At 53.3% G+C, this 15,310-nt stretch carries 14 protein-coding genes and 2 pseudogenes; 7 read left to right on the forward strand and 9 right to left on the reverse strand.

Annotated elements, in window-relative coordinates; all coding sequences use genetic code 11:
- Positions 1 to 55: 55 nt before the first annotated feature.
- Positions 56 to 949, reverse strand: coding sequence for an NAD(P)-dependent oxidoreductase (locus K3T82_RS34750; protein ID WP_220198074.1), 894 nt, complete (start codon positions 947 to 949; stop codon positions 56 to 58).
- A gap of 186 nt (positions 950 to 1,135) precedes the next feature.
- On the reverse strand, positions 1,136 to 2,017 hold the full coding sequence (locus tag K3T82_RS34755) for a helix-turn-helix transcriptional regulator (RefSeq protein ID WP_220198075.1): 882 nt from the start codon (positions 2,015 to 2,017) through the stop codon (positions 1,136 to 1,138).
- A 236-nt stretch (positions 2,018 to 2,253) separates the two neighbouring features.
- Between K3T82_RS34755 and K3T82_RS34760 the strand changes: the two genes are divergently transcribed.
- The 6 genes and pseudogenes from K3T82_RS34760 (at position 2,254) to K3T82_RS34780 (ending at position 5,057) form a co-directional block, all read left to right on the forward strand.
- On the forward strand, positions 2,254 to 2,547 hold the full coding sequence (locus K3T82_RS34760; RefSeq protein WP_220198076.1) for a putative quinol monooxygenase: 294 nt from the start codon (positions 2,254 to 2,256) through the stop codon (positions 2,545 to 2,547).
- Positions 2,548 to 2,674: 127 nt separating this feature from the next.
- A complete protein-coding gene (locus K3T82_RS34765; RefSeq protein WP_220198077.1) occupies positions 2,675 to 3,115 on the forward strand; it encodes a VOC family protein in 441 nt (146 codons plus the stop codon).
- A gap of 248 nt (positions 3,116 to 3,363) precedes the next feature.
- Positions 3,364 to 3,579, forward strand: coding sequence for a response regulator (locus tag K3T82_RS34770; protein ID WP_220198078.1), 216 nt, complete (start codon positions 3,364 to 3,366; stop codon positions 3,577 to 3,579).
- 409 nt (positions 3,580 to 3,988) lie between these two features.
- Positions 3,989 to 4,204 (forward strand): annotated as a pseudogene (locus K3T82_RS48325) (transposase); the annotation flags it as partial.
- A gap of 134 nt (positions 4,205 to 4,338) precedes the next feature.
- The gene (locus K3T82_RS48330; protein WP_236031757.1) at positions 4,339 to 4,692 is read left to right on the forward strand and encodes a transposase; all 354 of its coding nucleotides are present in this window, start codon (positions 4,339 to 4,341) and stop codon (positions 4,690 to 4,692) included.
- A 50-nt stretch (positions 4,693 to 4,742) separates the two neighbouring features.
- Positions 4,743 to 5,057 (forward strand): response regulator, encoded by a 315-nt coding sequence (locus K3T82_RS34780; protein WP_220198079.1) that lies wholly within the window; start codon positions 4,743 to 4,745, stop codon positions 5,055 to 5,057.
- Between the two features lie 157 nt (positions 5,058 to 5,214).
- On the opposite strand, the gene K3T82_RS34785 is transcribed toward K3T82_RS34780, so the two are convergent.
- Entirely contained in the window at positions 5,215 to 5,577 is a 363-nt protein-coding gene (locus K3T82_RS34785; protein ID WP_220198080.1) for a hypothetical protein, read from the reverse strand.
- Here K3T82_RS34785 and K3T82_RS34790 point away from each other — a divergent pair.
- Positions 5,570 to 5,758 carry a hypothetical protein gene (locus K3T82_RS34790; RefSeq protein ID WP_220198081.1) on the forward strand — a complete coding sequence of 63 codons (189 nt, stop codon included), beginning with the start codon at positions 5,570 to 5,572 and terminating at the stop codon, positions 5,756 to 5,758. The genes K3T82_RS34785 and K3T82_RS34790 overlap by 8 nt on opposite strands.
- 259 nt (positions 5,759 to 6,017) lie before the next feature.
- Here the strand turns inward: K3T82_RS34790 and K3T82_RS34795 are convergent, their stop codons facing one another.
- From K3T82_RS34795 to K3T82_RS34825, 6 genes and pseudogenes are all read right to left on the reverse strand, one after another.
- A complete protein-coding gene (locus tag K3T82_RS34795) occupies positions 6,018 to 7,373 on the reverse strand; it encodes a serine/threonine protein kinase (RefSeq protein ID WP_220198082.1) in 1,356 nt (451 codons plus the stop codon).
- 170 nt (positions 7,374 to 7,543) lie between these two features.
- A pseudogene (locus K3T82_RS50365) lies at positions 7,544 to 8,538 on the reverse strand (NADP-dependent oxidoreductase).
- A gap of 48 nt (positions 8,539 to 8,586) precedes the next feature.
- Entirely contained in the window at positions 8,587 to 9,831 is a 1,245-nt protein-coding gene (locus K3T82_RS34810) for a serine hydrolase domain-containing protein (RefSeq protein WP_220198085.1), read from the reverse strand.
- A 38-nt stretch (positions 9,832 to 9,869) separates the two neighbouring features.
- Positions 9,870 to 11,144, reverse strand: coding sequence for an MFS transporter (locus K3T82_RS34815; RefSeq protein ID WP_220198086.1), 1,275 nt, complete (start codon positions 11,142 to 11,144; stop codon positions 9,870 to 9,872).
- 62 nt (positions 11,145 to 11,206) lie between these two features.
- Positions 11,207 to 11,437 (reverse strand): hypothetical protein, encoded by a 231-nt coding sequence (locus tag K3T82_RS34820; RefSeq protein WP_220198087.1) that lies wholly within the window; start codon positions 11,435 to 11,437, stop codon positions 11,207 to 11,209.
- 168 nt (positions 11,438 to 11,605) lie between these two features.
- On the reverse strand, positions 11,606 to 14,797 hold the full coding sequence (locus tag K3T82_RS34825) for a winged helix-turn-helix domain-containing protein (protein ID WP_220198088.1): 3,192 nt from the start codon (positions 14,795 to 14,797) through the stop codon (positions 11,606 to 11,608).
- Between the last annotated feature and the right edge of the window lie 513 nt (positions 14,798 to 15,310).

Raw genomic sequence — 15,310 nt, forward strand, 5'->3', positions numbered from 1 at the left:
TGCCAGAGGCCGATTCGGCACAGGAGCTTGCCCAACTCTGTTGTATGGATAGAGGCTAGGGAACCACCTCTAACCCCGCATCTTCCGAGATAGCTTGTGTGAGTCGGGAAAGATCGGACTCGCCTCTGCCCTTTGCCACACTGCTGAGCAAGCGATTCTGGACAAGATGTGCGAGTGGGAGGGGCGCATAGACCTGACTGGCGTTATCCAGGAAAAAATTGATATCTTTTAAGCCCCATTGCAACTGAAAGCCGGGAGGGGTAAATCGCTGCTCGGCGATCAATGGACCATAGGTCTGATAGATCGGGCAAGCAAAGAGTGTCTGCGTAAACAGAGACATCACGGCTGAGCGATCCATGCCGTTTTTCTCAACCAGAGTGAGCGCTTCGCCCATCGCCTCAATAGCCGAGATGATCATGAAGTTTCCGCAGAGCTTAATCACATTGGCCTGCTTCGGCTGCTCACCGAAGTCGAAAGGCTGCCCGAGAGCCTGGAGCACAGGTTGAGTACGCTCTTTCGCGATGGAAGATCCCGCGACGCAGATCTTGAGCTGCGCAGCGGCAGCTGACTGGGGGCGACCAAAGACAGGCGCTGCAATATAAGAACTACCACGCTGCTTGTGCAGTTCCGCCAGTTTGTAAGCGAGATCCGGGGAGACCGTGCTCATCGAGATGTGGATACCTCCTGATCCAAGACGCTCTAAAAGGCCCTGCGCACCCAACGTCACGTCTTCCAGTGCTGCGTCATTGCTCACCATCGTCACCACCATTCCATCCACCTCGACGACCTCAGCCGGGCTCGATACTGCAATAGCGCCAACATCGACCAGCGCACTAGCACGGCTTTCGCTGCGATTATAGACCTTCACATGGTATCCGGCCTTCAACAAGTTCCGCACCATAGGCTGCCCCATGCTTCCAAGTCCGATAAACCCAACAGATTGACTCATGGCTCGTATCTCCTTTTGCTTACAGGATATTCGTAAATGTGATCATCCGATGGAGAGTTTGCCAGAGCCTGAATGAATGAACAAGAACTGTATCTAGACTAGTATAAAAACTGCTACCTATTCTTCCTCTACTTGAGTGGGGCATCTTGCATTTGGGCACGTGTTACAGCAACAAAGGCAGATGAGTTAGCCTGTTGGTCTTTCCTCCTTTGGAACACTCAATTCATCAGCCTGTACCGAGTTGACAAGCCAGATCAGCTTCTGAAGAGTATCGGCTTGAGGCAACGGCGTATAGAGAAACATTTTCAGGTTAGGGTCATCCGTGATCTGCAGATTCGTTGCACGTAATAGGAGAGTGCCAACCAACGGATGGTTCATCTCCTTATGTCCAATGTGTGATTCTTCTACTTCATGCTGTTGCCACCACTCACGAAACTCAGGGCTCACTTGCATCAGGCGATCACGCCGTTCAATAAACCAGGCTTCATTGAGACTCCGCCCGCCACTGGTTCGAAAAAGGGCAAGTATCTTGCGAGCCCAACATATCCAATCAGGATAGAGCTGACGCTGATCAGGTCGTGTGAACATGATCCAGACCAAATTTCGTTCCCAATCCGACAACGCACTATAATCAGCAAAAACCAAAGATGCGGCACGATTCCAGCCAACAACATCCAGCCGTTCGTTTACGACAAAAGCGGGATACGGAAGGAGCGCATCAAGTACACTTTGCACTTCTTCACTAATGTATGGAATGTGCTTCTGTGTTGGCAAGGGCAGTTGTTCACGAGCTAACACATAGAGATACGTTCGCTCTTCAGATGTCAATTGGAGGGCTTGAGCCAAATTTTCGAGTACCTGCGCGGAAACCTGAATTTCCTGACCTTGTTCCAACTTCATATACCAGGTGAGACTTACCCCAGCGACTTGTGCGAGCTCCTCACGTCGGAGTCCGGGTGTACGCCGCCGCTTTGTTCCCTCAGGCAAAGAAAACTGGGAAGGTTTGAGACACTCACGATGTGTACGCAGAAAATGGGCAAGTTCGGCTCGGCGTTGCTTATTACTCATGGACCTGCTCCATGGAAGGTAGTAGATTTTAGACTACTCTTTCTTCGGGGATGGCTCAATGCTTTTCCCCATGTCATACTCTCTCTGGTTGCGAAACAAACGAATCCAATCATGGTACACATGTACACATCGATGGAAGTAGCACCCGCTATTGTACCACCAATCAGAGAGCAAAATAAAACACACTTGCTCTTCCATAGCAGGCCCTTTGGCCAAACACATTGAAGGAGAGAGACATGTATCACGTCGCCGTTTACTTCGATATCAAACCCGAACATCGGGATGACTTCATAGCCACTGCACTTGAGGATGGTCGCAATTCTGGTGCTAACGAGCCGGGCACCCGGCGTTTCGAACTCATCGTCGATGAGTCAAACCCCAATCGCTTCTATCTCAATGAGGGCTACGATGATCTTGATGCATTTCATACGCATGCCAATGGGCAATACTTCAAGCGGTTCTTTGAAGCCATTAAGGACTATGCCGATGGTCCCACCTGGCTCATAAAAGGAACTCGTATCGAAGGCTAGAGCATGCGACGCGCGAAGAAGACCCTTTTCTCGTCGCTTAGAGCACTGGGTATGGTTTTTCTTCGCCAAACAACTCTTGTACCAGCATTTGAAGATTGCATTACGAAACATGCTCTAGGAGGAAGAAATGGATACATTCGAGCAAAATCCCGGGATAAAGAGCGCAGATCACATCGCATTGCGCGTCGCCGACTATGACCAGTCTGTGCGGTTTTATACTGGAACACTCGGTTTTGAGCTGGAAACAGAATGGACACTCGGCGAAGCTGCACCAGGGCTCCGTTTCGCTTATGTTCGCCTGGGTTCGTTCAAAATTGAGATCATCGGCGATGGACAACTCACCCCTGCGCCAGCCACAGTTGATATTCCCGATCATCTGAGCCGCAGTGGCTTTATTCACTTGTGTCTACGCGTTGAGAACCTCAACGACACACTGGCAGAACTGCGCCGCCGAGGGGTCGAGGTCTTCGTGGAACCATTCGATGTTGAGCCGATCAGCCAGCACCTCGCACTAATCAAAGACAACAGTGGCAATGTGATCGAACTTGCCCAAGCCTTTGCTTCTTGATCTGACGGGAATCATTAACGTTCCATGATCCTTAAGACAGCAGAAACGGTGCGTTCCACCATTACTTAGGCACGAAAGATATAGATTTGGGAATTATCCGGATAATTCCCAAATCTACAAGCAGTGGACGAAACTGGTCCATTCCGAGCGAAGAAAGAGAAACATCTCTCAGCTGAAGGCCGGTCCCGCTCCCGTCAGGGAATCATCGCGATCTGGCACTAGCTCTCATCTCACTGAGAAAGACAGCTATGAATACGTATCCACAACGACCTCATGTGTATGCCCGCATGAAACGCACTGTTCTTGTCGAAGATGATCAGATGCTTGGCAATCTCCTCCTGGAGATCCTCCAAGAGGAAGAGATCTATCAGGTTTCCTATGTCCTCAATGCGGAGGAAGCGCTCAGCTTGCTGCAAACAGAGACGCCCGAACTCGTCCTTATGGACATCAACTTCCTGGAATGAATGGCCTGGAACTCGTCGACTGGTTGAGGAAGCAAGAAGCGTATGCGCACATCCCCATTCTTCTGATGAGTGCGAATATGCCCTAGGAAGCTCAGAGCAGAGATCGTCTCAGAACCGTTATCCGAAACTTACCCAAAGATGGACAAACCATATCTGGCGTTCGGTTCCTGCTTCAACGAACAACCTGCCTGGATCTACCAGGTCTTACAGGATCTCCACAGGCGTACATTCCGGTGTAACTCACCGTACAAGGAGCAATTCTCGCAGAAACGAGGGACGAACGCAAGAGCAACAGATGTCAACGGAAAGAGAGACTTGTCCACTCTTCAAGAAACTTGTTTTAACCCTCCAGAAACCCTTTGATATGGAAACGTTTCTCCAGGTGATCGCAGGTCTGCTGACCCCACAAATGCATAATGGCGCCGTTTCATTATTGGCAGAGTTTTATAGTGAGCTTCCCTCCATCGAGACGTCGATAGGCGCTGATCTTGGCTTGACGTCCTTTGTGGTCCTCTCTGATGGTGAGGTGGTAGGCAATCCCAGGTTCTTCCACAAGGATGAGAAGAAGTTGGCGAAAGCCCAACGCCGTCATGCTAGGAAGCACAAAGGCTCGAAGAACCGAGACAAGGCTCGTCTCAAGGTGGCTCGCATTCACGCCCGTATCGCTGATCGCCGCCGTGACGCGCCAGCACAAGCTCTCGACCCGACTCATACGCGAGAACCCGCGTCGTGTGTGTTGAGTCGTTGGCCGTCAAGAACATGGTCAAAAATGGCAAGCTCAGTCAAGCCATCAGCGATGTCGGATGGTCTGAATTTGTGGCGCAACTCGACTACAAAGCGCACTGGTATGGTCGAACCCTGGTCAAGATTGACAAGTGGTACCCATCGAGTAAACGCTGTTTCGACTGTGGCCATGTGCTTGACTCCTTACCACTTGAGATTCGGTCTTGGACCTGCCCTGCATGTGGCGTCCATCATGATCGAGATGTGAATGCGGCAAAAAACATGGTGGCGGCTGGGCAAGCCGTCCTGGCCTGTGGAGAGTCCGTAAGACCCGGTGCGGTGAAAACCAAGCTGGGCAAGACTCCGCGAAGCAGGAAACCCTCGAAGTGATTCGAGGAATCCCACGGCTAAAGCCGTGGGAAGGATGTCAATCTTAACCTATGGCCAGCAGGATAATTCCCGCCAGAATCACGGTGACGCTTTCGCAAATCCTTTTTGAGGATCTCAAGGAGGTTGAACACCTTCAACCTGACCTCATTTTGTTGGATCTCCCCATTGGGAAGCGTCAAACAGAATGGGACTTCTTGCAGAAGCTCAAACTCCATCGCCCTACCATGCATATTCCTCTCATCCTTTGTACTGCTGCGCTCAACGAGGTTCAGGAACAGGAAACGGTTTTAATGCAAAAGGGGATTCTTGTTTTTACAAGCCTTTTGATATTGATGAACTGCTTACCTTCGTCTCACAACGTCTGAGCCAGCCACAGATGAACAGCTGATAATCACTTAGTGGTGCCTCCACCCAAAGGGTCCATGCTGCATGAACGTTTCTCTTCGCTTCGCACAGCATATGCAGGAAGAGCTACACCACACTTGTCAAGGGGCGCGTCCATGCCAGCACGGACCCTACAATTTACGAAATCTGATAGGTCGTGATTGCGGTTGGCGATGTAAGGCATGAGAGGTAATAGTGAGATTTTGCGATACTTGTATTCATATGGTAGTGGGGATCTGCTCTGGTCGTCAGTAATGGTTCTGCAAGAAGGATCTTCCCTGTAGGATAGGTCCAGATATGTACCTCTCCGCTCTCATCGAGCGAAGCGAGGGCGTTATAGGTGAGCCAGGTGACTGTGTTGACTTGGTGTGTATGTCCCAGGTAAAGCGCAAAGGATGTGTTAGTAGTAAACTGATAGACTTGTATAGACTGATCGAGGCTGGAAGAGACAATACCGCTCATCCCAACATTGTAGCGCTGTGATCGCCTTCGTATGCTCATATTGAGTGACTATGTCATCATCTGCCCACACCTGTACGAGACCATTCTGGAAGCCAATCCCTATGTAAAGATGATCGTAGAAAGCGGTATCTACTGGTTGCTGGACAATCAGAGCCGTGATTGGCATGAGGGTTGGATACGTACGTTCAGGGGTGGGGTGAGTAGCGTCGGAGATGTTTGAAATATCATACAGGTAAACAGTGTTGTCGTTGCAGGCCACAGCAAGCATATTGCCCCATAAACACAACGCAACAACTGGTGCAGGAGCATGAAGTTGCATTGTGGCTTGTCCAGTTGCGCAATCCCAGATGTGTACAACGGTGTCATTCTCAGCACATGTGGCAACATTGGTGTCCCAGGCTAGGTAAGAGAGGTATTTGACAGGCTTTGTGTGGCCAGTGTAAGAGACGATATGGTCCACATAGAGAACATGAACGCTATTATTTGGTACTGGCTACGATATTAAAAGGAACGTCAACGCCGTTGACAGAGGCGGCGGCAGCCTCCTGATATGGGACCTTTTGTCTCGATACAACTTTAATTTTCGTCAACTCAGGAGTTCGTGGAATGGTATCGTCTGGCGTGACGTAGGTGACGAGAGTGGCGATAGGGGCTTGCGTGGAGGTGGATTGGATCGGAACTGGAGGTTGCATGTGCTTGTCGAAGAGCGCAGTAATGCCAATTGCTGCGAGGCCTACGAGTCCAAATGCGCCCCAGCCCACCATGGCCCGGCGGCTTACCAGTGCTGGAACTGGGACTGAGTTCTCTACTTTGTCGCTGAGTCGGTCCTTAAGGCCGATGTAGGCCTGCTTGAGCCGATACTGTACATCTACCATGCTTGTGGGGCGCTCCTCAGGAGACAATGCAAGCATACGAGCAATGAAGCTACCCAGTTCCAAGGGAAGGCCGGGCGTGGTGATGTGAATGGCAGGGAACGCAAAGGGATGCTCGGCAGGGTCCTGGCCTGTGAGCATCTGGTGGAGCAGGGCGCCCAGGCTATAGATGTCGGAGCGCGGTGTCGTCTGGGCCTTGCCATATTGTTCTGGGGCGGCATAGCCTGGAGAGCCAAAGGCGATCGTGTCTTTGCTCTGTCCTGGCTTGAAGTGGCGCGCGATGCCAAAGTCGATCAGAGTGACGCGGTTTTTAGGACCTAGCATGATATTGGCGGGCTTGAGATCGCGATAGATCACGCTTGGCTCCTGGCGGTGCATATACATCAGGACATTACAAAGCTCAAGGGCAATCTCAATCAGAGTACACACTGTCTGCGGATAGCGATACTTGTCCAGGGTGAGAGTCGAGAAATACTTCTCCAGCGTTTGCCCCTCAATAAAGCTCATGGCGAGGTACCAGTGGGAGGCGTCGGTGAAATGGTCATAGAGGGTAGGAATTGACGGGTGCTTGAGCGTGCTCAGGATGGAGAGCTCTGTATGAAAGGTTGCGGTGGCATCAATGATCTGGTCAGCGCTCATACCCTGCAGGTTGATGGCTTTAATGGCGACCACCAGGCGCTGGTTTTCGCGCTCGCAAGCCTTGTAGATGGAGGCATAGCCACCTTCACCGATCTGCTCAAGGAGACGATATTTCTGATACAGGAGTGAAGCGGATGCTTGTGGGTTGGGAGGAGGAGTGGCCTGGGGCGAGGAGGGGGCTGCACTGGCTGTAAGTAGCATGTGTTGCTGCCCCGAAGAGGAGGAAGACGCGGTTGTGGTATTGGAAATAAGGGGTTGATGACAATAGAGACATTGGGCCACGGTGTCGCTATTTTCGGCACCACAATAATCACAAAATAGCATTGAGAGGGGGCGCTCCTTATCAGGAATGGTGATAAATATATGCATGAGTATAAACGAAAACAGGGGCGGATTGTCAAATGGATTGTATTGTAAAGCCCGCTACTAGCGTACTCAGCTACTTTCCGCAAATGCGCTGTGATGTGTTTAAAAGGAAGCCTCCTGTTCTTCTTTTAATGAGTAACCCGAACGATCATCTTGCCACTGTTGTCTCCACGGAGCATCCCGAGGAAGGCATCGATGATCTGGCTAAAACCCTCAACCACCGTCTGATCGACGACGATGCGCCCCGATTGGATATGTGGCGTGAGCAGTTCCTCCAGTTCGCCTCGAACGTGCTGGTAGTCGCGGACAGAGAAGCCCTCCAGGCGGAGGCTTTTCAGCACAACGCCAAAGAGGTTGCGAGGAGCGGCTGGGGGCTCAGTGCTGTTGTACTGGGCCACCGCACCGCACAACGCAACGCGCCCGTGTTCATGCAGAGCACTGATCGCCGCTTCGAGATGCTCTCCACCAACGTTGTCGAGATAGATGTCGATTCCTTGGGGGCAACCTGTGTCAGCAGTTCGCTGACAGGGCCATCGTGGTAGTCGAAAGCGGCGTCGAACCCCAGGTCTTTCGTGAGATGCGTGACTTTGGCAGCTGATCCCGCACTGCCAATCACTCGACTGGCACCCAGCAGGCGGGCGATTTGCCCTGCTGCACTCCCAACGCCGCCGGCAGCCGCCGAGATAAACACGGACTCTTCTGTTTGGAGACGAGCAATTTTCGTCAGGGCCACGTAGGCGGCGAGGCCCGTTCCGCCAAGAATGCCCAGATACGCGCTAATAGGAACCCCTGGCACCTGTGGCAACCCCTGAACATCCTCAGCACGAACCAGCGCATGCGTACGCCACCCTTTGCGGTGAAGCACCAGATCGCCTCTGACCAGGTGGGGAATCCGAGATTCCACCACGCAACCAATCGCTCTGCCATCCAGAGGGGTGTGGAGATCCCATACTGCATCCATAGACGAGCGCATATAGGGGTCTACAGAGAGGTAGATATTCTCCACCAGGGCTTCTCCTGGTTCGGGCCTGGAGATGGGAGCCTCCACGAATGCGAAATGCTCGGTAGCTGGCCATCCCTGGGGACGGCTGACCTGATGTACCATTATTGCTTTATCTATCATGTTTCTCTCTTTTCGTATTTTTCGCAAAAATCATCATTTCGTTCTTTTTTAATCATTGATTGCCTGATAGGTCAGCGTCAAAAAATCACCACCAATCGTGCTGCGCCAATCTGCGGCGACAATAGCATTCTGGTATTGGAGCAGGATAAGGGCTACCAGGTCCTCTTGCGGATCTACGTACCACGCTGTGCCCAGGCCACCTGGCCAGCCAAAAGTGCCGACGCTGGGACCGAAACCGGTCTGTTTTGTCACCACCTGGACCCCATAGCCAAATCCCCGATTGGCCCACATTTCGGTCGTGCTCATGGCAAACGTGGCATGAGTGTGCTGCTCAGGTGTGAGGTAGTCGGTCGTCATGGCCTCCACTGTCTTGTGCGAGAGCACACGCACCCCATCCAATACCCCTTTCCCCAACAACATGCGTCCGAAACGCAGGTAGTCATTAGCAGTGGAAACCAGACCAGCGCCCCCGGAGGCGAACAGTGGCGGCTCGGCCCAGCCCGTTGTTTGGGGATGATCTAGCACGGCCAGCCCACCCTCAGGCGCGGGTCCGTAGAGCACAGCAAGACGGCTCCGTTTTTCGGCTGGCACGACGAAGCTCGCATCCACCATGCCCAGTGGCTCAAAGATGCGTTCGCGCAACGCCACTTCCAGCGGTTTTCTCGTGACCCGAGCTATCAGGATACCCAGAATATCCGAAGCGATATGGTAGAGCCAGCGCGTGCCGGGCTCATAGGCCAGAGGAAATTCGCCGATGCGGGCCAGCCATGCATCAGGAGCCAGTCGCTGTGCATTTGGAATCTGAAGTGCCTGTGCTATTGGTGCAGCCGTCAGTGTGAGGAGGCTGGGTCCAAGGCTGGTCTTTCCCCAACCAAGACCCAAACGGTAGGTGAGCAGATCATGCAGGGTAATCGCGCGCGGAGAAGGATAGACATCGTCAGGCGAGCCATGCGGGTCGCGCATCACCATCCGCTGTGCTAACTCCGGAAGCCAGGCATCCACTGGGTCAGAGAGGCGAAGCTTGCCCTCTTCAACCAGCGTCAGGGCAGCAGCAGCGATAATCGGCTTGGTCATCGAGGCCAGACGAAAGATCGTGTCGCGCTGCATCGGGATCTGCGCCTCCCGATCCTGCCAGCCAGTCGCAGCAGCGTATGCCAGTTCGCCGTGTCGATATAGCATGGCAGTCACTCCCGCAAACTCACCTCGCTCGACATACCCTTCCAATGCTCTGCTCAAGCGCTCCAGACGCCCTTGAGACAATCCTCCGCGTTGACCATAACTGGATTCGTTCATCTTTTCTCTCTATTCCTATTTATTGTTATTTACCTTTTTTACAATATCACCGTGCGTGAGTGCGTGTTTTGTCCATGATAGCCTTCATGATCTACCTTCAACGCTTCTACTGGAAATTGCGCTTTTGCTCGCAGTGAGAGCCACCCACAAAGAAAGCCCAGGATGGTCAACAGATCGAGCACCAGCAGACCACCAACCATTTGCAGAACAAGCCCGGTCATCCAGAGCCAGGTGAAGCTCATGAGCAGTGGCCCCAGGGCAAGCCCCAGATTTCTCCCCATAGCGCTGAGGCTACTGGCCGCGCTGAGCGTCTCTCGCGAATCGCTGGACATCAGCAGCGTTTGTGTTGGCCCATCAAAGATCCCCCTGGTGATGCCGACCAGCAGCAGACACAAGGCAAGATCAAGGGCTGATACCCTGGTTCCTACCGCCAGCGTGAGCACACCCACGCTGCCAACCATGAATGCCAGGCCAATCATCATCAACACTTTTGCCCCCAACCGATCAGTGAGATAACCACTGATCGGCGCTGTTACGGCAATCCCAAAGGGGAGACAGAGCAACACCAGCCCCGCTGTCCCCGGTGAAAGCCGTTGCACACGACTCAGGTCGAAAGGCAGCAGGGTATAAAAGGCTCCTGACACCACTGAGCTCATCAGAATCACAAGCCAGGCCCAGAAAAACGAGGGACGGCGTAACAGGTTAATCATCAAACGCCAACCATTGCTCGACGTTCTCCCTTCCGCAAGCGTGAGACCGCGCAAGCCGACACAACCAAGAAGCACAGCCAGCAGACACATCGGGACGTTGACGAAGAAGATAGATGGCCAGCCAAAGCGCCCTAAGAGCAAACCACCAATGCCAGGCCCGGTCACAGACCCCAGTGTTGCCAGCGAACTCATGATCCCTATAGCTCTTCCTCGTTCAGAGGGCGCGGCCAGCGCCGTCGCAACGGCGAGATTCTGCGTCATCATCACGCTCCCGGCAACACCCTGTACCATGCGTCCCAGCAGGAGTATCCAGAAATTGGGGGCCAGTCCGCAGAGGATACTCCCCAGCCCGAAGCCCACAACTGAACCGGCAAAGGCGCTAAGCGGGTAGGGACGATGAAGCACCATGCCAACCGGCAGTACCAATAGTGTGACAGGTAATGAGTAGCTCAACACGATGGTTGAGACTGCGCTGTCTGAAAGATGAAAGTACTGCGCGATGGAAGGCAGCGCCAGAGCCACAATAGTCATATCTGTCGTGACCAGAAAAATCGATACCCCCAACGCAATAATCCCCCACCAACGGTATTTCCTCTGTTGCATGTTCTTCTCTTTTCTTTTGTTGAACACATCAAACCATGCACCATCGAAATATTTCTTATTCCTTACACATATGGAGATGCAGCGTCCTCATAGGGTTCCTCACTGGTCTCAAGAGCAAGAAGCGACAAATTCAGAGAACGGATCTTCAGCAGCACACCATAGAGGGCTGCCTGGTCTTTGAGACAACCTGAGAGGAGAGATGTACCGTTTGCGTCCTGCATAATATGTAATTCCTCCAATGATTGCTGCCAGCATAGGTCCAGGTGTCCTTTGACGCGAATACGGCAGTGCATAGCTCTGTCATCCTCCGTTCCGGTTCTTTCTTCTGGGGAAATACTACTGCGCAGGAGCGGGGAGCACAGCACACTAAGGTCTACTGCGAGGTACCATTTGCCGCATGGTTGGGAAAAAGGGTTGGGAGGTACAGCAGGGCTACTTGGGCGAAGAGAGATGAGCAATGGCTAGAGTAAAGATAACTCTCTGGCTCGTATGACCGCATGGGTTCTGTTTTCCGCGTTGAGCTTCATCAGGAGAGCACTCACATGCTTTTTGACGGTCGTGAGAGAAATGACCAGTTGATGGGCGATCTTTTGATTGCTAGCTCCCCTGGAAAGAAGCTGCAAGACCTCCCGCTCACGCGACGTGAGGGGTTCGATGGGAGCGTTTGTGAGAGCGATGTCTTGTGGTCGCTGAGATAGTTTTTTTTCAGAAATGGTTACAGCGATGCTATTGGTTGGCGCATTGGAGGCCTGCTCGAAGGCCGAGAGTATCTGGGCAATAGAGTCTCTGGGGAGAGCAGCACTGCCGTCCTCAGGCTGATATGGCATTTTCTGCAACGCCTTGAGGAACTTGCGCATCGATTCTCCCTCATTCAGATAGACGCGCACATACCCTCCTGGCTTCGTGAGCGCGAAAAGACGAGCTGCGATCTGGCAAGCCTGTGCATGTTTGTCTGCCTGGTGCAGCGCCAGAGCATACAGTGTGAGAAACGAGATAGTGGTAAGCAGATCTTCAGGCTGATCCAGATATTTACGAAAGCGATCCAACATTTCTACTGCCTGCGTATATTTGTTCTGAGCAAGATAGACGTGAATAAGCGCAAAGAATTCGTCTGTGCGTTGAACATCCCAGGTATCTGTGTAAAACATCATCTGAGCTGCGCAGGCATCCGCTGCCCCCAGATTGTCGTTTGCCAACCACCATTGCACACGAATTGCAATCAACACAGACTCGCGAACGACAAATCCCCGCTGTTGCAAACGTTCTAGCTCCTGGAGCGCTTGCCCGGCTGCGGAAAGATCTCCCGCCGCCAGTTCGATCTCGAAGAGCAGTTGATATCCCCAGGTGAGCAGATCGATCTGCTGCCAGAGGGTCGAGTGCTGAAGCATCGGCAGAAGCGTGGCGCGGGCCTCGGCCAGCCGATTCCATTGGTAGAGGATATGCCCCTGGTGATACGAAACATACGCGACCAGGAAAGCAGGGCCATTAACCTGTGCACTCAGTTCGCGGGCCGCTAGCACTTCCTGATATGCCTGGTGCAGTTGTCCAGCATGCCGATAGACATGGATCAGCCAGTGCGTCACCTGGATGGTCGCAAAGTGATCGCGTGCCTGCTGGCTCATATGCTGCCTGGCTTCCAGGAAGAGCGGGATGAGCGAGGCAGCTTCGTGCAGAAGAATAGCACGGAACATAAAGGCGATGGAGAGTGGGATCACCTGCCAGATCGGCTCATCGTCCCTCCCCAACTGCTGCATCTGTTGATAGAGTAGGCCCAGATAGGCCCGGTCATTGCGGAACACCGCGTCTTCCGCCGCGCTCCACGTACGCAGGACATGCAGGCGCTGCCAGAGTAGTTCTTCATCGACCAGAGGTGCGGGATCGCTCGCTGCCAGTCCTGGCTGGTTCTCCTGGAATCGGAGAGCCTCCTCCACTCGTGCCATCATCTGCTTCGTCTGCTCCCGCGTTCGGGCGCGTTGCTCCTGGCTGGTCGAAGCGAAGGAAGTAAGCAGATAGAGCGCCGCAGTCAGCGCAAAAGGGGCGTGCTCGCGCACTACGGCATCGGGCAATGCCATAATCCAGCGATGAAAAATCTGTATCTCCCCCTGCCACCAGGTATCCCGGGCCATGCGCTTCATCAGAGAAGCGGCGACGGCGAAATCCGTTGCCGTCAGCCGGTGGGCGATGGCTTCCCGCAGCTCGCCCTGCTCTTCATACCAGTGCGCTGCTCGCCGATGCAATTCGACAATGAGCGTGGGGTGTGTGGCGCGCAGGCGCGCAAGGAGCGCTTCGCGAAACAGATCGTGCAGACGATACCAGCGTCGTTCTTCATCCAGGGCGATCAGGAAGAGATGAGCGCGCTCAAGCTCCTGAAGTCTCGCCTGACTGGCCGGTTCCTCAGTGACCGCCTGACAGAGGTCCGCGTTCAGATGCGAAAGGACGGAAATGCGAAGCAGAAAGTTCTGGAGAGGAGCTTCCAGGTGAGAGAGAATCTCCTCCTGAATGTAATCCAGCAGATAGCGTTGACTGCCGGTAAATGCTCGGACAAAGGCCGCATGATCCTCTCGTTGTTGCAGAACCAGTGCTGCCAGTTGCAGGCCCGCAATCCACCCTTCAGTACGCTGCTCCAGAACATCCACTTCTTCTTGCGAGAGGGTAAGCTTCATAGTTCCGTTGAGGAAATGAGCGGCTTCACTCTGCTGAAAGCGCAGATCGGCATCCCGCAATTCGCGCACTTGATCGCGAACACGCAGACGAGAGAGGGAAAACGGTGGATCAACGCGACTGGCAAGCACCAGATGTATCTGGACAGGCACATGTTCCAGCCAGAAAAGCAAAGCCTCGTGAATGGCCTGCTCCTCAATCACATGATAGTCGTCCAGGATCAGAACGAGATCTTCGGTCAGTTCCGTCAGTTCGTTGATCAAGGCGGTAAGCACCGTAGCAAAAGGCGGCAGTACGGGCTGATGCACCATGTTGAGTGCGACCTCACCGATCCCTGGCAGATGCATTCGCAAGGCCATGATCACCGACACCCAGAAGCGGGTGATGTCATTGTCGGTCTCATCGAGGGTCAGCCAGGCAAACTTGCGGGATCGAGCCGCAGAGCGAGCCACCCAGGCGGAGAGCAGGGTCGTTTTCCCACTGCCAGCAGAGGCGGAAAGTAAGAGTAACCGGCGAGAAAGCACCGTATCCGCCTTAGAGAGCAAGCGCTCCCGCTCGACAAGCGTAGCAGGCACAGGCGGGCGAACAAGCCTGGTTAAGAGCGGCACCATCCCGTGTCCAGTCTGGTGCAGGGCAGAGGTCCTCGCGGTATGTGACATCTGAGGCAGCGTGGCGCGTGCCAGATCATGAGCCACCTCCTCCAAGCGCGCAAATGTCACATTGGCCGTCTGTCCAAGATAGCGTTTCGCGGTGCGATGGGCGGCGGTGTGGTAGGCATACCAATATGCTCCTCCTCGCGGTCGAGCCTCTTTGTAGATATTGAGATGGCCAGAGCGCCCCTGAAAAGCAAACGAGGTGGCAGTTTCAAGCCAGGCTAACCACAGAGGCCCATCTCCTGGGCGAAAACAGTGCTCCAGATGACCAGAGGTAGATAACTCATAGAGGGCCTGATCGGTAGACCAGCGAAGTGCGTGAAGTGGTGACCTTGGCATACAACCTTTCTTTTCACGCGTTGTCCCCAACACACCGCGTGTTCCTCCCAACAGTGAGAAGTATAGCAGAGACAATGGCAGCAAACAAGGAGCACTTCGCATTCAGACACTACTGCGTGATTCCCCAAAAAAAGGCCCACAGTGCTGATAAGGTGTTGTATTTTCCGCCACTCCAAAACAAGTCAATGCCTTGCTGGATCTCTTCGAATCTCGCCAGGGAAGTGAAGTCGCTCATCCAGAACGTGCACCTTTTACGCCAAGAGTTGTCTATCTTGTTCCTATGCATATGCGGAAGATTCAGGGGCGCGACACCCTTTCAGTTACCTTCTCCAGAGAACGCAGTCGTGTAGCACAGGGAAATGTGCATTCCTCGTTCTTTCAAGAATAGGCCTATAATGGGCATATCGCCGCGTAAACATCCTTAGAACAGTGGATATAAGGGGTCAGAGAGATGGAGCAAAGGCTCATACAGAGAAAAGAGCATGAGTTACTGATAAGAAGTGCTTTCCTACT

This window comes from Ktedonospora formicarum (genome assembly GCF_016587355.1).
GTDB classification, from domain to species: Bacteria; Chloroflexota; Ktedonobacteria; order Ktedonobacterales; family Ktedonobacteraceae; genus Ktedonobacter; species Ktedonobacter formicarum.